Source organism: Herbaspirillum rhizosphaerae (genome assembly GCF_046025915.1).
GTDB classification, from domain to species: Bacteria; Pseudomonadota; Gammaproteobacteria; order Burkholderiales; family Burkholderiaceae_D; genus Herbaspirillum; species Herbaspirillum rhizosphaerae_A.
Window position 1 is genome coordinate 171,483 of sequence record NZ_JAQQFR010000002.1, and the last position, 16,709, is coordinate 188,191.

Below are 16,709 nucleotides of genomic sequence, written 5' to 3' on the forward strand. Positions count from 1 at the left end.
TTCAACGGAGAATGTGATGGTCATCAGCAAGTGCATCAAGAAGTTTCTGGTTTCTGTAGTGATCGGTTCGTGCTGTGCTGCGCCTGCGGTTGCAGCGGACAAGGTGAAATTCAATCTGGCATGGCTGCCGCAAGGCAGCACCGGCGGTATTTTGGTGGCGATCGCCAAAGGCTTCTATGCCGAAGCCGGTCTCGACGTCAGTGCGGTCCGCGGATACGGCGGTCAGCGTACCGTCAATGAAATCGATCAGGGCCTGTTCGAATTCGGTTACGGCGATCCGATCAGCGTCATGTTGAATCGCGCTCAAGGCGGCAAGACAGTGATGGTCGGCACCATTAACACACGCTGGCCTGCAGCGCTGTGCTACATCGACAAACCGGAGCGCAAGCTGCAAAAGCCGGCTGACCTCAAAGGCCTGTCCCTCGGTGGCGGCGCGGCATCGCCTTTGCAAAACATCGTGCCGAGCTGGCTGCAAACCAACAAGCTGCCAGCCGATCACGTCAAGCTGTTGCGCCTCGATCCGTCGGTGATCAATTCATCCTTCCTTGAAGGCCGCATTGATCTGGCCGAATGCTGGGAAGGCGCCAACAAGCCCATCCTCGAAGCGCTGTTGCAAAAGGATGGCAAAAAACTGGGCTGGATGCGTTACCGCGATTTCAATCTCAATCTCTACGGTAACGGCATCGTGACCACCGAGAAGCTGGTAGCGAGCAACCCCGACCTGGTCAAGCGCTTCGTGCAGGCGACGTATCGCGGATTCGAGTATCAACGCACCCACGCCAAGGAAGCCGCCGACGCCATCGCCTCGCAACAAAAGCTGATGGACAAAGGCATCCTGTTGCAGCAAATTACCGAAACCAATCAGATCATCGACGACCCTGAAGCCGACAATAAAAAACTGGGCTGGATGCGCGCAGACCGCATGCAGGCTACCGTCGATTTTGTGAAGAAGGCATTCAATCTGCAAGCGCCTATTAAACCGAGCGACATCTATACCAACAAGTTCGTCGAGTAGGCGCTACTGAGCAAATCAAGGAGGAAATGCAATGGAAACAAAGCGGGAAGCAATGCGGGAAACAATACGCCCCAAACGCCTCGGCCATCTGGTGCTGGCCGTGCGCGACATCCAGGCATCGGTCAAGTTCTATACCGAAATTCTGGGCTTGCAAGTGTCCGACTGGATCAGTGATCAGATGGTCTTTCTACGTGCCGGTACCGATCACCACGATCTGGCCCTGTCGCAGATTCCGAAGGATTCGCCGGATATCGACGACCTGCCGCGCTACAGCCGTCCCGGCATGGAACATTTTTCCTATCTGGTGGAAGATCGCGCCGAGATGGATCGCGCGGCGGAGTTCCTGCAAGAGAAGGGCGTTGAAATCGTGCGCGGTATCGGCAAGCACGGACCGGGTGAAAACCTGTTCCTGGTCTTCAAGGATCCGGACGGCAACAACGTCGAGATCTACTGCGAGATGACACAGATCACGCCGGAGACCAAATACGAACCCAAGGTGTGGGAGCGCAATATCGACTCCTTCGATCAGTACCACTTCAAGCATTTTGTAGTGCCGCCGCCGCAGGCCGTGATCGCCGCCAAGACCAACAAAAAATAAACCAATAAAAGTATGCGGATTCTTCAGCCGACTGCTGCAACGCAGCCGGCATGGGAGCGTGCGCGCCAACGATTGTAAAAACCGAAAGCAGGAGGAGACAAATGAAACGCTGGATAGAGGCCATCGTTTTCTGGGGCGCGTTTGCGCTGTTGTGGGAGTACGGCGTTGCCGCGCTCGGCGTGCGGCGTTATCTGCTGCCGCCGTTAAGTGCGGTGGTGCTGGCCGGCTGGGATGCGCGCGACATGGTCGTCAGCGATACCTGGGTGACACTCACCGAAGTGCTGGTCGGCTTCGTCGCGGCAGTGGCCGGTGGCGTGCTGCTGGGCATGCTGATTCATTTCAGCGACTTTACGCGGCGCACCTTGTATCCCTTCATCGCCGCGCTGCAAAGCATGCCGAAGATCGCACTGGCGCCGTTGATGATCGTGTGGTTCGGCTACGGCTTCGCCTCCAAGATCGCGGCGACTTTCTTGTTTGCTTTCTTCCCAGTGGTGATTGCGACGTTGGGCGGCTTGTCCGGCATTGCGGCCAATCTGGATGAACATTTCCGCGCACTCGGCGCCTCGCGCTGGGACACCTTCTGGCGTCTGCATGTGCCGGCAGCGCTGCCGAGTTTCATCGACGGTATCAAGATCTCCATGCCGCTGGCGGTGATCGGCGCCATTGTCGGCGAGTTCATCGGTTCGGAAGAAGGCCTCGGCCATCTGATCACGCTGGCGACCGCCAACGCCAAGACTGATCTGATGTTTGCCGCGATTCTGGTGATCACGGTGCTGGCGACTTTCCTGTACTGGATTGTGGAAGTGGTTTCGCGCCTGGTGTGGTGGCGCGGGAAGGCGGTGTAACGATGGGACAGACAATGACGCTCAGAAACCTGAAAGCCGTACCTGCGGAAGAATCCATGAACGAAGCCGGCGCCATCTGCGTACGCAATGTACTGAAACGCTATCCCGGCAAGCATGCCGTCAACGCGCTCGAAGACGTCTCGCTGACGATCCGCGAACGTGAATTCGTGTCCATCCTCGGCCCCAGCGGTTGCGGCAAGAGCACCTTGCTGCGCATCGTCGCCGGTCTGGTGCCGCACAACGAAGGCGAAGTGCTGGTCAACAACAAGCCGGTCAAAGGGCCGTCGTCGGAGATCGGCGTGGTTTTTCAGAGCAGCAACATGCTGCCGTGGCTGACGGTAGAAAAAAACATGATGCTCGGTGCGCAACTACGCAAGTTGCCGGCAGAGCAGACCGCAGCGAAAGTGCGCGATCTGATCAAGATGCTCGGCCTGTCCGGGTTTGAACAGAACCATCCGCACCAGCTCTCGGGTGGCATGCGCCAGCGCGCTTCGATCGGTCAGATCCTCGCACTCGATCCTGGCATCCTGCTGATGGACGAACCCTTCGGTGCGCTCGACGCCCTGACGCGTGACTTGCTCAACGTCGAGCTGCTGCGCATCTGGCAAGAGCGCATGCAGACCGTGATGCTGATCACGCACAGCATCCAGGAAGCGGTCTTTCTGTCGGATCGCGTGCTGGTGATGTCGGGGCGTCCCGGCCGCATCCTGCATGACATCAAGATCGACCTGCCGCGTCCGCGCCTGCCGGAAAACATCAAGGGCAATCCGCGCTACGGCCAGTACATCGCCGAGATCAGCAAGATCATGGGAGTGTACTGATGCGGGACAAGGTTTTTCCCGGTCTGTCGGACCAAAGCGCTGGTGACTTGCTGGCGCTGGGGCCGGTCTGGCGCAATGACATCAATCGCCATCGCCAGGCCGTGGTCGACATCTATACGCCGTTGCTCAGTGCCGTCGGCAAGGACGGCATCATCGTCACGCGCGATATCGCTTATGGCGAACACGCGCGTCAGAAGCTTGATGTCTATCTGCCGCGCGGCGCTTCCGCGCCGCAGCTCAAGCCGGTGATCATGTTTATACATGGCGGGGCTTTCCTGCGCGGCAATATGAATTCCAACGAGCAAATTTACGGCAACGTGCTGTACTACTTTGCGCGTCAGGGCATGGTCGGCATCAACGTCGAATATCGCCTCGCACCGGAAGCCCCTTATCCGGCCGGTTCTGACGACGTTGCCGCCGCAGTCGCCTGGGCCAGAGCGCACGCGCATGAATACGGCGGCGATCCTGATCAGATCATCCTGATCGGTCACTCCGCCGGCGGTGCACATGCTGCCAGTTACATCGCCGATCCGCGCGTACGTCCGGCGACAGGGCATGGCGTGGCCAAGCTGGTGCTGATCAGCGCACGTCTGCGTGCTGATGTGCATGCAGACAATCCTAACGCTGGCGGCGTCAGGGCTTACTGGGGTGAGGATGCTGAGTTGTACGAGCAAGTCTCACCGGTGACTTACGCGGCCAATATCGATGTGCCGCTCATGATCGCCATCGCCGAGCATGAGAATCCCTATCTCGATGTGTATGCCGCCGAACTGTTCTGGCGCGTTGGCCAGGCGCGAGGTCGTGCACCACGTTTCGTGCAGGTGCGGCATCACAACCACACCTCTATCGTCGCCCACATGGATACCGACGACGACGTGCTGGGTCGGCAGATTCTGGATTTCATCGAAGCCGCCTGAGCGGTGGTGATCTGGTAGTGAACATTTCATTCTGAGAGAACCTTTATGAGCAAATCATCTTCCGCACTATCCGGCGTATTTGCGCCTGTCGTCACACCGTTCAAGTCCGACCTCAGCGTCGACGCCGACTTGTTCGTCCGTCACAGTCGCTGGCTGCTGAGTCAGGGCGCAGGGCTGGCGATCTTCGGCACCAATAGCGAAGCTAATTCGCTGACGGTCGCCGAGCGCAAGCAACTGCTCGACCGCCTCATCAGTGAAGGGCTGGCTCCCGCGCGCATGTTGCCGGGCACCGGCTGCTGCGCCCTCGACGATACCGTTGCACTGACGCGCCATGCCGTCGATGCCGGTTGCGCCGGCGTGCTGATGTTGCCGCCGTTTTACTACAAGGGCGTCTCCGACGATGGCCTGTACAAGTATTACGCCGAAGTCATCGCGCGCGTCGATTCACCCAAGCTCAAACTTTACCTGTATCACATCCCGGCCTTCACCGGCGTGCCGATCACGCTGACCTTGATCGAACGTCTGATCAGGGATTTCCCCGAAACCGTGGTTGGTATCAAGGACAGTTCCGGCGATTGGGACAACGTCGCCGCGATGCTGAAAGCGTTTCCCGGCTTTGCGATTTTCCCGGCGTCCGAATCCTTCCTGTCGCGCGCACGTCCGCTGGGCGCTGCCGGTTGCATTTCGGCGACCGCCAATATCAATCCGGCCGGCATCAGCAAGCTGTGCGCCGATTGGGACAAGGACAACGGCGCGCAATTGCAGCAGCAGGCCGACGCCGTGCGCCAGACCTTCCAGAAATATCCGATGATCGCTGCACTCAAGTTCGCTACGGCGCATTACAGCGACAATCCGGTATGGGAAAACGTTCGTCCGCCGCTGAGCGGCCTGAATGCGCAGCACAAGTTGCAATTGCTGGATGAGCTGAAGCAGATCGGTTTCGGCATGCCGGGATTGGCGGGCTGATGAGTACTACTGCAACGCAAGCCCGGCAAGCCAAACCGCTGGGGAAATACCCCCACGTCAAACGTGCCGGCGATTATCTCTTCGTCTCCGGCATGAGCGCCAGGCTGGCTGACGGCAGTGTTCCCGGTGACGTACGCGAACAGACGTGTATCGTCATCGGCAAGATCCGTGATGCCTTGCAGACGCTCGATGCCGATCTCGCCGATTGTGTCGCCATCACCAGTTATCTGGTGAACATGCGTGACTTCGATGGCTACAACGGCGTCTATGGGGAATATTTCAGCGAGCAGGGGCCGACGCGCACGACCGTGGCAGTGCATCAACTGCCGCATCCGAACATGCTGGTCGAGTTGACAGCAACCGCTTACAAACCACTCAAGTGAACAAGATGAACGATGTGATTTCCGATCAGGCGCTTGATCGCCTGTTTCGCCAGGCGCGTACGCAGAACGGTTGGTTGCCGACGGCTGTCAGCGACGATGAGCTGCAGCAGATCTATGCGTTGATGAAGCTGGCCCCGACCAGCGCCAATTGTTCGCCGGCGCGTATTTTATTTTTGCGTAGCGAGGAGGCAAAAGAGCGGCTGCGGCCTGCACTCAATCCCGGCAACGTCGACAAGGTGATGACCGCGCCGGTGGTGGCGGTGGTTGCTTACGACACGCAATTCTATGACTTGCTGCCGCAGTTGTTTCCGCACAATCCGGGCATGCGTGATCTGTTTACCTCCAAACCGGTTCTGGCTGAAGCAACCGCATTCCGCAACAGCAGCCTGCAGGGCGCTTACCTGATGCTGGCGGCGCGCAGCATCGGGCTCGACGTCGGGCCGATGTCGGGTTTCGATGCGGACAAGCTCAATGCGATCTTCTTCGCCGACGGCCGCTATCGCGTCAATTTCCTTTGCAATCTCGGCCACGGCGATAGCAGCAAGTTGTTTCCGCGCAGTCCGCGTCTGTCGTTTGAGCAGGCGTGCCAGCTTCTTTGATTTTCTGATTCCGATGATTGATCATGCAATTTCTTCCTGAACTGATTTCCTATCTTCTCCTCGGTGCAGGCACCGGCATCCTCGCGGGATTGCTTGGCGTCGGCGGTGGCACCGTGATCGTGCCGGCGCTGGTGTTCATCTTTGCCGCGCATGGCTTTCCAACCGAATACGTGCAGCACATGGCGCTGGCGACCTCGATGGCATCGATCCTGTTCACCTCGATCTCCAGCCTGCGTGCGCACCATGCGCGCGGTGCAGTGGACTGGGCCATCGTTCGGCGCATCACGCCCGGCATTATGCTGGGGACTTTGCTCGGCGCCTGGCTGGCGGCGCAGATGTCGAGCCAGTTGCTGAAGATGATCTTCATCGGTTTCGCCTATTTCGTCGCGGCGCAGATGCTGCTCAATCTGAAGCCAAAGGCCAGCCGGCAGTTGCCGCAGACGCCGGGTTTGCTGAGCGCGGGCGGCGCCATCGGCGTGTTTTCGAGCTTCGTCGGCATTGGTGGCGGCACCTTGTCGGTACCGTTCATGACCTGGTGCAACGTACAGTTGCACACGGTGATCGGTACGTCAGCGGCACTCGGTTTTCCCATTGCATTGGCGGGCACGATTGGCTTTGTCGTCAACGGTTTGCGCATCGAAAATCTGCCTTCCCCGAGTGTCGGTTTTGTCTATCTGCCGGCGCTGATCGGCATTGCCGTGGCGAGCGTATTTACCGCGCCATTGGGGGCGCGGATGGCGCATGCCTTGCCGGTGACGAAGCTGAAAAAACTGTTTGCGCTCATGCTGATTGCCGTCGGTACCAAGATGCTGATCGGCATGCTGTAGATCGACGATGTTCTTCCAGAATCCGTCGGGCAACTCGCTGGAGTTCAAAGGTTTTGCCTCGATGCACCGGATTTTCGCGAAATGAAATTGACATAAATGCCTGCTATATTGGATGACAAGGTGAGGGTTTCTTTTGTCGCAGCTTTTGGCCGTTCGCGGTTGTTGTCGATATAAAGTTGTCGTAACTCAATAATGCTTTCTGGCATTGCTGGGGCGACGCACATTTGCGCATTTGCATTCGTTGTATCCATTGCATCTGCTGCATCACTCAGGGGAAATATCATGCTGTCCTCACTTCGGACCCGCCTTATCGTTATTTGCGTTCTGATCGTGGCGTTCGCCATGATTGCCTTAAGCGCTGCCAATATCTACGGTGTGCGGCGCGACACTCTGGAAACCCTGAATACCGAGATGGAGCAGCTGGCGGATAGTCATGCTGCAAACATTGCCGACTGGGTTCGCAGCAAACGCACCATCACTGGATCGATGAAGCAGGCGCTCAAGCAGAGTGACGTGGTGCCTATCATTGCCGCGGCCAAAGAGGCGGGGGCTTTTGACGACGCCTATATCGGCTATCCGGACAAGCGCATGCTGGCCTTGCACGATATGCCGCCGGGCTATGACCCGACCGGGCGACCCTGGTATGTGCAGGCGGTCAATGCCGGCGCGCCGGTGCTGACGGCGCCCTATGTCGATGCGACAACCGGCAAGCTGGTGGTGACCTTCGCGGAAGCCGTTGGCGGCAAGAGCGATCTCAAAGCGGTGGTCGGCTCCGACGTGCAGCTCGACAATGTTGTTCGCAATGTCGCGGGCATCAAACCGACGCCGGGCAGCTTTGCCTTCATCGTCGGCAAGGACGGAGTGATCATTACGCACCCGAACAAGGAGCTGGCGTTGAAGCCGATCTCTGCGCTGGATCAATCGCTGACGCCGCAAGCATTGGCGGCAATGGGGCAGCAGGGCGGCGAGGCGAGGATTAACGGCGTCCGGGTATTGCTCTACGTACGCACGATCGAAGGAACGGACTGGTCGCTGGTCGTGGCGCTGAACTATGCCGAAGCAACGCATTCGATTCGCTCTCTGATTGTCACGTCGGCGATCGCCGCGATTCTTGCGATTGCTGCCGCCGCGGTGTTGCTGACCTGGACGATTACCAGTTTGCTGAAACGGCTTGGACTGGTGCGTGATGCGTTGGAAGATATCGCTTCCGGCGAAGGCGATCTGACTTGTCGCCTGAATGCGGAAGGACGTGACGAGTTGTCTCAGATTGCCGGCGCCTTCAATCGCTTCACTGGAAAGATCGCTGCGACATTGCTGGAAATCCGTCACGCGAGTGAGTCCGTCAAAACCTCGTCGAGTGAAATCGCCAGCGGCAATCTCGATCTGTCCGGCCGCACCGAGCAGCAAGCCGGTTCACTGGAAGAAACCGCTTCGGCGATGGAAGAACTTACCTCTACCGTCAAGCAGAACGCAGACAATGCACGGCAGGCCAACCAACTGGCTGTCTCCGCATCCGAAGTCGCAGTGCAAGGCGGAGCGGTGGTGGCGCAAGTGGTCGATACCATGGGATCGATCAATGCTTCGGCGCGCAAGATCGTCGATATCATCAGCGTGATTGACGGTATCGCTTTCCAGACCAATATCCTGGCCCTTAATGCCGCGGTAGAAGCTGCACGCGCCGGCGAGCAGGGCCGCGGCTTTGCGGTGGTGGCGTCGGAGGTACGCAGCCTCGCGCAACGCAGCGCTACCGCGGCGAAAGAGATCAAGTCGTTGATTGACGCTTCGGTGCACGAAGTCGACGCCGGCAGTCAATTGGTCGAGCAGGCCGGCAACACCATGACCGAGGTGGTCTCCAGCGTGCGTCGTGTGACTGACATCGTCGGAGAAATCAGCGCGGCCAGCCAGGAGCAGAGTTCGGGCATCGCCGAGATCGGTCGCGCCATCACGCAGATGGATGAGGCCACACAACAGAATGCTGCACTGGTGGAGCAAGCCGCCGCCGCTGCACAATCCTTGCAGGATCAGGCTGCACATCTGGCCGAGGTGGTGGCCGAGTTCAAGCTGGAAGACAGGGCCGTTGCGCCAGTCGGTCGCACGACCAAGCGCACTGTCGATATCACGCCATCGGCACCGACGATCAAAGCCAAGCCTGCGGTCAAGAAAGAGGTCGTAAAGATCGCTGCCGCCAAGCCCGCCAGCGAGAGCAAGGCGATGAAAGCCGGCAGCGACGAGAACGGATCCTGGGAAGAGTTTTAAGCACAGCAAGTAAAAATAAAAACTGCGTCGCGAAAGTAGCGACGCCGTTTTTTTATGCGCGTAACGGAAAATGCTTCTACGCCTGCTTCTTCAACAAGTGCATGTCGCCGAACAGTTTTTGCATGCCGCTGTGGGCGATGAAGGTCAGGTTGTAGGGATGCTCCGCGACGGCGCGCGGGAAGCGCTCCACCACCGGCAAGCCATCGAGCTGTTCTGCGATCTTTCCCCACAAGACCAATGTCGGTAGCGTCTTTTTGCCGGCATCGGCGTGTTCCGCCAAACCTTTCAATACGGTTTCAAAGAATGGCTTCCAGGCTTTTGCATCCTTGACCGGCGCGACGTGCGTGCGGAACACCAGGCTGGCGTTGAGCAGCAGGAAGCCTTGCGCAGTCAGGTTGTCTTGCAGGTCGGACAGCGTCTGGATCGTGCCGGCGGTGTCGACCTGCGCCTTGGCGGCGATATCGAGCAGGGCGTCGCCGCTGGTTTTATCGACGGAGACCTGACCGTCGGCGACCAGCAGCATCTTCATGAAGTTGCGCAACGAAGTGGCGCGATTGACTTGCTTGGACAGGCCCTTGTCCGACCATAGCGAGCCGACCGCGCCGTCCATGAAGCACACGCCGGTGGCGCTGGCCGCGCGCGGGTAGGGGCCTTCACCGACCAATACGTAACGCACCTTGTCGATCGGCTGCAGGAAGGCGGCAAAGAGGCGACCTTCCGTTGGCAGATAAGTGGCGTCTTCCACCAATGCCGGCAGATAGGCCGGATCTTTGTCGGCGATGGCTTGCAGACCGGTTTTCAGGATGGCTTGCCAGGAAGGATCGGCAGAGCCGCAAAGATCGAGCAGGGCGGAAGGGACGGTAGCCGGCATGAGAGATGTCTTGTGAATGGAGTCGGTAAATAAAAAGCTGCCCGCATGATACGCCAATGCGAAATCAATACGGGCAGCTTCGGATGCTTCGTTCTGTTTGAGTGGAACTGAATGAAACCCGTCAGGCTACCGCCACGTTATCGTCACCCGCAGCGCCAAACAATTGCTGCTTGAGTTGATGCAACTGATCGCGCACCTTCGCGGCCTTTTCGAACTCCAGGTTCTTTGCATGATCCAGCATGAGTTTTTCGAGGCGCTTGATTTCCTTGCTGACTTGCTTCTCGCTCATGGCTTCGTAGTTGGCCTGCTCTTGCGCAACCATCAGTTCGACACGCGCTTCCTGCGGGCTGTAGACGCCGTCGATGAGCTCGCGGATTTCCTTCTTGATGCCCATCGGCGTGATGCCGTTGGCTGTGTTGAAGGCAACCTGCTTGGCCCGGCGGCGTTCGGTCTCGCCGATGGCGCGGTGCATCGAGTCGGTGACCTTGTCGCCGTACAGGATCGCCATACCATTGAGGTTACGTGCAGCGCGGCCGATGGTCTGAATCAGACTGCGTTCGGAACGCAGGAAGCCTTCCTTGTCGGCGTCGAGGATCGCTACCAGCGACACTTCGGGGATGTCCAGACCTTCGCGCAGCAAGTTGATGCCGACCAGTACGTCGAAGGTGCCGAGACGCAGGTCGCGGATGATTTCCACGCGTTCGACGGTGTCGATATCGCTGTGCAGATAACGCACCTTGATGCCGTTGTCGCTCAGGAATTCCGTCAGCTGTTCGGCCATGCGCTTGGTCAGTGTGGTCACCAGAACGCGCTCGTTCTTTTTGACGCGGATGGTGATTTCCTGCATCAGATCGTCGACCTGCGTGGTGGCGGGGCGTACCTCGATGAGCGGATCGACCAGGCCGGTCGGACGCACCACTTGCTCGACCACCTGATCGGCGTGGGTGTTTTCAAAATCCGCTGGCGTGGCTGAGACGAACACGGTCTGGCGCAACTTGCTCTGGAATTCATCGAACTTCAGCGGACGGTTGTCCAGCGCCGACGGCAGGCGGAAGCCGTAGTCGACCAGGTTGGTCTTGCGCGCACGGTCGCCGTTGTACATGCCGTTCAACTGGCCGATCAGCACGTGCGACTCATCGAGGAACATGATCGCGTCTTGCGGCAGGTAATCAACCAGCGTCGGCGGCGGGTCACCGGCCTTGGCGCCCGACAGATGGCGAGAATAGTTTTCGATGCCTTTGGTGAAGCCGATCTCGGTCATCATCTCGATGTCGAAGCGGGTGCGCTGTTCCAGACGCTGCTCTTCAATGAGCTTGTTTTCCTTGCGGAAAAATTCCAGTCGTTCGCGCAGTTCGTCCTTGATGGTCTCAATGGCGCGCAGCACCGTGGCGCGCGGCGTGACATAGTGCGACCCCGGATAGACGGTGAAGCGCGGAATCTTCTGGCGCACACGGCCGGTCAGCGGGTCGAACAATTGCAGGCTGTCGATTTCGTCGTCAAACATTTCGATACGCACCGCCAGTTCGGCATGTTCCGCCGGGAACACGTCGATGGTGTCGCCGCGCACGCGGAAGGTACCGCGGCCGAAGTCGACTTCATTGCGCGAGTATTGCATCTGGATCAGGCGCGCGATGACGTCGCGCTGGCTGACCTTGTCCTTGGCGCGCAAGGTCAGGATCATCTGATGGTATTCATTCGGGTTACCGATACCGTAGATTGCGGAAACAGTTGCCACAATCACAACGTCGCGGCGTTCCATGAGCGATTTGGTGCAGGACAGGCGCATCTGTTCAATATGCTCGTTGATCGAGGAATCTTTCTCGATGAACAAGTCGCGCTGCGGCACGTAGGCTTCCGGCTGGTAATAATCGTAGTAGCTGACGAAATATTCGACCGCGTTCTGCGGAAAGAACTCACGAAATTCGCTATATAGCTGCGCCGCCAGCGTTTTGTTCGGCGCGAAGATGATCGCAGGCCGGCCGAGGCGGGCGATGGTGTTGGCCATCGTATAGGTCTTGCCCGAACCGGTGACGCCCAGCAAGGTCTGGAAGAACAGGCCGTCGTTGACGCCTTCGACCAGCTTGTCGATCGCTGCAGGTTGATCGCCGGCAGGCGGGAAGGGCTGGTACAGGCGGTACGGCGAACCCGGGAAAGTCAGGAACTTACCCTCGTCGAGAGTAGGGGCAACGGTACTTAAGGGGGATAAATCAGCCATTGTCATTCGACCTTTGGTAAAATTATGCGTTGCAAAACGGTGCTCGGCTCGCGGCTTTGCCCTGCATCCATCCCGACTGCAATCCACATTTGCAGCTAACTTTTTATGTTATCACGATGAACGCACCTCTCTCAGCCTCCTCCCTTTTCACCGCCATCGAAATGGCGCCACGCGACCCTATTCTCGGCATCACGGAAGGTTTCAATGCCGACAAGAATCCAGGCAAGACCAACCTTGGTGTTGGCGTCTATTACGACGATAACGGCAAAGTGCCGCTGCTGGAGTGCGTGAAAAAGGCGGAAGCTGAACTGGCTGCCAAGCTGGCTCCGCGTACTTATTTGCCGATTGATGGTCTGGCAACGTACGACAAGGCAGTCCAAGAACTGGTATTTGGTGCCGACAGCGCGGTTGTTCAAGAGAAGCGTGCACTCACTGTGCAAGCTCTGGGCGGTACTGGTGCACTGAAGCTGGGTGCCGACTTCCTGAAGCATTTCTCGCCGGCAGGCACCCAAGTCTGGATCAGCGATCCAAGCTGGGAAAACCACCGTGCCCTGTTTGAAATGGCGGGCTTCACCGTCAACAACTATCCGTACTACGACGCGGCTACCCGCGGTGTGAATTTCGCGGGCATGCTGGATGCGCTGAAGACCATGGCCGCAGGTTCGGTCGTGTTGCTGCACGCATGCTGCCACAACCCGACCGGCGCTGATCTGACTGCCGATCAATGGACGCAAGTGATCGAAGTCGTGACTTCGCGTGGCCTGATTCCTTTCCTCGACATGGCTTATCAGGGGTTTGGCGACGGCATCGAAGAAGACGGCAAAGTGGTGCGCCGTTTCGCAGAAGCCGGTGGTCCGCTGTTCGTGTCGAACTCGTTCTCGAAGTCGTTCTCGCTGTATGGCGAACGCGTTGGTGCATTGAGCATCGTCGCCGCCACCAACGAAGAAGCCAGCCGCGTGCTGTCGCAATTGAAGCGCGTCGTCCGCACCAACTATTCCAACCCGCCAATCCACGGTGGTCAGGTTGTCGCGACTGCGCTGGCATCGCCGGAACTGCGCGCACTGTGGGAAAGCGAACTGGCCGAGATGCGCGTGCGCATTCGTGAAATGCGCCAACTGCTGGTGGCCAAGCTGAAAGAAAAAGCACCGTCGCATGATTTCGATTTCGTCATCAAGCAACGCGGCATGTTCTCGTACTCGGGTCTGACCAAGGCGCAAGTCGAACGTCTGCGTACCGAGTTCTCGATCTACGCCGTCGACACAGGTCGTATCTGCGTCGCTGCGCTGAACACGAAGAACATCGATGCCGTCGTCGACGCCATCGCTAAAGTCCTCTAAATAGGGAAGCGCATTCCGGCCTGAAAAATGGTCGGGATGCAAAAAGGTTTTGACAGTAAGTAAAATTCCGGTCATAATCTTTTTCTCAGCTGTTCCCTGATAGCTCAGTTGGTAGAGCGACGGACTGTTAATCCGCAGGTCCCTGGTTCGAGTCCAGGTCGGGGAGCCAAAAAATTCGAAAAGCCTCGCATCCGTGCGGGGCTTTTTCAATTTCAATAGAAGTGAAACTGTCTTCTTTGGAATGCTTTTTTTTGATGTCACACCTTGAGTGAAAGTGTGGCGGCACGATGTAAAACTGAGTTGTAAATTTCTTCCGCAAAGATCTGGCGGGGAAAGAAAATTTAGTTCATAATCGCGCCCTCAGCTGTTCCCTGATAGCTCAGTTGGTAGAGCGACGGACTGTTAATCCGCAGGTCCCTGGTTCGAGTCCAGGTCGGGGAGCCACAAAATTTGAAAGCCTCGCATTCGTGCGGGGCTTTTGCTTTTTCCGGTCGGAATTGTGCCTGGCATGAAAGTCGCATAAGCATATTCAGTGAAGTTAGTTGACTTCGTTATCTGTATCGAATATAACTACAGTATGAAGTCGAGTCGATTTGCCGTGGCGGCACACATATTGGTCAGCGTCGAGCACGCGACCCGGGAGGGGAAAGAGTTTCTTCCCTCGTCTGCCATTGCGACCAGCGTCAATACCAACCCTGTGTTCGTGCGCGAATTGCTGTGCAAGCTGTCGAAAGCACATTTGGTGGTAACAAAAGAAGGTCGGGGCGGTGGTGCGCAGTTGGCGCGGCCGGCTTCGCAAATCAGTCTGGCAGAGATTTATCAGGCGGTGGAAGAAGAGCCGGTACTGAAGCACAATACGCGTCCCAAGGATTTGTGTTGCCCCGTCAGCTGCGGTATGGACATGGCGCTGGAGCCGGTCATTACCGAGGTTGAAGGCGCGATGCTGAAAATATTGAAGGGCAGAAAACTGTCCGAGCTTGTGAACAAAATTTCAGACGAAGTCGAATCTTAGACTTCGCATATAACGAGACAAGCTGCACATGAAAAGAAGGATCCTCTGAGGTCCTAATTTTTACCTCATAACTGTCATTAAAAATAAGACAGTTTAAATAATCAAGTGCTGCCGATGGTATTTCTTCGGCATCACAGGCGACGAAACAAGGAAGTAAGCGAATGCAGTCAGTGCAGCCGGCACAAGCCGTTTGCCGGAGCAGCATTTGATCAAGATTAATCAGCTCGGCGCTGGGGCGGCGCAAGGGCAAACAGAGTTCAGGAGTTTTACATGGAAAAGAATATCGCGGTAGGCGGCGTGCAGGACGACGTTACGCACGATCCGCTGAGTGCGGCCGAAAACGCGGCGTCGCCGTTGCGCTCGTGGCTGTCGGTGGTATCGGTGGCGATCGGCGCGTTTGCGTTCGTGACAACTGAGTTCTTGCCAGTCGGCTTGTTGCCGCAAATTGCACACGACCTCGGCGTGTCGCCAGGCACTGCCGGACTGATGGTGACGACGCCTGGTGTGGTCGCGGCCATTTCGGCCCCAGGTCTGATGTTGGGGGCGGGGCGCATCAATCGTCGTTTCATTTTGCTGATGTTGTCGGTATTGTTGCTGGCATCGAATCTGGTGTCGGCGTTTGCACCTTCCTTCGGCGTGATGTTGCTGGGCCGTGCGTTATTGGGTGCTGCGCTGGGTGGTTTCTGGACCTTGGCGCTGGCCACTGCCGGACGTCTGGTCAAGCAGGAGCATGCGGCGAAAGCAACCGCCATGATTTTGAGCGGCGTGACTTTTGCCACGGTGATCGGTGTGCCTTTGGGTACGTTCATCAGCGGTATGTCCTCATGGCGCGCTTCGTTCATCGCTACCGGTATTCTGGCGGCGTTGGCGCTGGCGGCTCAGACCTTGTTGTTGCCGTCGTTGCCTTCCAAGGCGGCGATCCGCTTCCGTGATCTGACCACGCTGGTTAGCCGTGCGAATCCGCGCAAGAGTCTGCTGATGGTGGCACTGGTATTCGGCGCGCACTTTTCGTCGTACACCTATGTCGCACCTTTCCTCGGTCAGAACGGTTTCAGCCTGTCGGCAATCACGACCGTACTGCTGGCGTTCGGCTTTGTGGGCTTTGTCTCCAATCTGGCGATCTCGGCAGTAGTGACACGTCATCTGCAGGCATCGCTCTTCGGCATGGTGGTCATTCTGATGATCGCGTTGCTGTGTCTGCCGCTGGTGCATGCTTCCAGCTTTGGTGTGACGGCGATGGTGATTGCCTGGGGCATCGCCTTCGGTGCGATTCCGCTGTGCCTGAGCATCTGGCTGCAACTGTCGTCGCCTGATCTGCCGGAAGCCGGTTCGGCGCTGTTCGTCAGTATCGTACAGGTCGCCATTGCGGTCGGCTCGTTTGTCGGCGGCGTGGTGGTGGATGCAGTCGGTATTCCTTCCACCATGTGGCTGGGCAGCGCGCTGGGATTGCTGGGGCTGGTGGCGATTGCCAGCTTCGGGATAAACAACAAGAATCTTGCTGATACCCTTCACAAGTAATTGAGCAAATAAAAGGCTTGCAGATCAAACGCTGCAAGCTTTTTTTATTTCTACTATCTTAGGCCCTAGTGTCTCTATTCACGATAGCGCAGGAGAAAAGCGATGAATGCAAGAGTAATCAAAACCCCCGGCCCCGATCATCCGATCAGTATTGAACCGACCGCCGTACGTATTGTTGTAACGCTGGGCGGGCATGCCGTCGCCGATTCCACCTCGGTATTGGTACTGCGCGAGGCGGCATATCCGCCGGTGTACTACATTCCGCGTAAGGACGTGGACATGGCGCTGCTGGAACGCACCGATCACAATACCTACTGTCCGTATAAGGGAGAGTGCTCTTACTACAGCATTCCCGTCGGCGGAGGGCGCTCGGTCAATGCGGTCTGGAGTTATGAAGAACCCTATCCTGCCGTTGCGGCGATCAAGGGACACGTGGCTTTTTATCCTGATCGCGTTGATGCCATCAGCGTGCAGGACGCAGGCTGAGATTGTCTCGTGGCGGGCAGAATCGCCGGTTACCGATGACCGG

17 protein-coding genes and 2 tRNA genes are annotated in these 16,709 nt (G+C 57.7%); 16 read left to right on the top strand and 3 right to left on the bottom strand.

What is annotated here, in order from left to right:
• Positions 1-16 precede the first annotated feature (16 nt).
• The 9 genes from PQR63_RS03335 to PQR63_RS03375 all read left to right on the top strand — a co-directional run bounded on the left by PQR63_RS03335 (position 17) and on the right by PQR63_RS03375 (position 6,971).
• On the top strand, positions 17-1,015 hold the full coding sequence (locus PQR63_RS03335; protein ID WP_408165627.1) for an ABC transporter substrate-binding protein: 999 nt from the start codon (positions 17-19) through the stop codon (positions 1,013-1,015).
• A gap of 31 nt (positions 1,016-1,046) precedes the next feature.
• The gene (locus PQR63_RS03340; RefSeq protein WP_408165629.1) at positions 1,047-1,613 is read left to right on the top strand and encodes a VOC family protein; all 567 of its coding nucleotides are present in this window, start codon (positions 1,047-1,049) and stop codon (positions 1,611-1,613) included.
• Positions 1,614-1,714: 101 nt separating this feature from the next.
• On the top strand, positions 1,715-2,458 hold the full coding sequence (locus PQR63_RS03345; RefSeq protein WP_094563271.1) for an ABC transporter permease: 744 nt from the start codon (positions 1,715-1,717) through the stop codon (positions 2,456-2,458).
• Positions 2,459-2,472: 14 nt separating this feature from the next.
• Positions 2,473-3,279: an ABC transporter ATP-binding protein gene (locus tag PQR63_RS03350; RefSeq protein ID WP_408165631.1), complete on the top strand. Its 807-nt coding sequence runs from the start codon at positions 2,473-2,475 to the stop codon at positions 3,277-3,279.
• Complete coding sequence (locus PQR63_RS03355; protein ID WP_408165633.1) at positions 3,279-4,196, top strand: alpha/beta hydrolase; 918 nt, start codon at positions 3,279-3,281, stop codon at positions 4,194-4,196. Before PQR63_RS03350 ends, PQR63_RS03355 begins: the two co-directional genes overlap by 1 nt.
• Positions 4,197-4,241: 45 nt before the next feature.
• Entirely contained in the window at positions 4,242-5,162 is a 921-nt protein-coding gene (locus tag PQR63_RS03360; RefSeq protein ID WP_408165635.1) for a dihydrodipicolinate synthase family protein, read from the top strand.
• Entirely contained in the window at positions 5,162-5,545 is a 384-nt protein-coding gene (locus tag PQR63_RS03365) for a RidA family protein (RefSeq protein WP_408165637.1), read from the top strand. The genes PQR63_RS03360 and PQR63_RS03365 overlap by 1 nt, the downstream gene beginning before the upstream one ends.
• 5 nt (positions 5,546-5,550) lie before the next feature.
• On the top strand, positions 5,551-6,144 hold the full coding sequence (locus PQR63_RS03370; protein ID WP_408165639.1) for a malonic semialdehyde reductase: 594 nt from the start codon (positions 5,551-5,553) through the stop codon (positions 6,142-6,144).
• Positions 6,145-6,167: 23 nt separating this feature from the next.
• Entirely contained in the window at positions 6,168-6,971 is an 804-nt protein-coding gene (locus PQR63_RS03375) for a sulfite exporter TauE/SafE family protein (protein WP_408165641.1), read from the top strand.
• Between the two features lie 44 nt (positions 6,972-7,015).
• Here the strand turns inward: PQR63_RS03375 and PQR63_RS03380 are convergent, their stop codons facing one another.
• On the bottom strand, positions 7,016-7,255 hold the full coding sequence (locus tag PQR63_RS03380) for a hypothetical protein (RefSeq protein ID WP_408165643.1): 240 nt from the start codon (positions 7,253-7,255) through the stop codon (positions 7,016-7,018).
• Here PQR63_RS03380 and PQR63_RS03385 point away from each other — a divergent pair.
• Positions 7,254-9,227, top strand: coding sequence for a methyl-accepting chemotaxis protein (locus tag PQR63_RS03385; protein ID WP_408165645.1), 1,974 nt, complete (start codon positions 7,254-7,256; stop codon positions 9,225-9,227). The two genes, PQR63_RS03380 and PQR63_RS03385, sit on opposite strands and share 2 nt — an antisense overlap.
• A 76-nt stretch (positions 9,228-9,303) precedes the next feature.
• On the opposite strand, the gene PQR63_RS03390 is transcribed toward PQR63_RS03385, so the two are convergent.
• Positions 9,304-10,098, bottom strand: coding sequence for a uracil-DNA glycosylase family protein (locus tag PQR63_RS03390; protein ID WP_408165647.1), 795 nt, complete (start codon positions 10,096-10,098; stop codon positions 9,304-9,306).
• A 121-nt stretch (positions 10,099-10,219) separates the two neighbouring features.
• Positions 10,220-12,313 (bottom strand): excinuclease ABC subunit UvrB, encoded by a 2,094-nt coding sequence (uvrB, locus tag PQR63_RS03395; protein ID WP_408165649.1) that lies wholly within the window; start codon positions 12,311-12,313, stop codon positions 10,220-10,222.
• A gap of 116 nt (positions 12,314-12,429) precedes the next feature.
• On the opposite strand from uvrB, the gene PQR63_RS03400 reads away from it, so the two are divergent.
• From PQR63_RS03400 to PQR63_RS03425, 6 genes are all read left to right on the top strand, one after another.
• Entirely contained in the window at positions 12,430-13,650 is a 1,221-nt protein-coding gene (locus PQR63_RS03400) for an amino acid aminotransferase (RefSeq protein WP_408165651.1), read from the top strand.
• 93 nt (positions 13,651-13,743) lie between these two features.
• Positions 13,744-13,819: transfer RNA gene (locus PQR63_RS03405), tRNA-Asn, on the top strand.
• Between the two features lie 199 nt (positions 13,820-14,018).
• A tRNA-Asn gene (locus PQR63_RS03410) sits at positions 14,019-14,094 on the top strand.
• 88 nt (positions 14,095-14,182) lie between these two features.
• Entirely contained in the window at positions 14,183-14,662 is a 480-nt protein-coding gene (locus tag PQR63_RS03415) for an Rrf2 family transcriptional regulator (RefSeq protein WP_232511929.1), read from the top strand.
• Between the two features lie 270 nt (positions 14,663-14,932).
• Positions 14,933-16,180, top strand: a complete 1,248-nt coding sequence (locus PQR63_RS03420) for an MFS transporter (RefSeq protein WP_408165653.1) — start codon at positions 14,933-14,935, stop codon at positions 16,178-16,180.
• Positions 16,181-16,282: 102 nt separating this feature from the next.
• Positions 16,283-16,666 (top strand): DUF427 domain-containing protein, encoded by a 384-nt coding sequence (locus tag PQR63_RS03425; RefSeq protein ID WP_408165655.1) that lies wholly within the window; start codon positions 16,283-16,285, stop codon positions 16,664-16,666.
• The last annotated feature ends 43 nt before the right edge of the window (positions 16,667-16,709 follow it).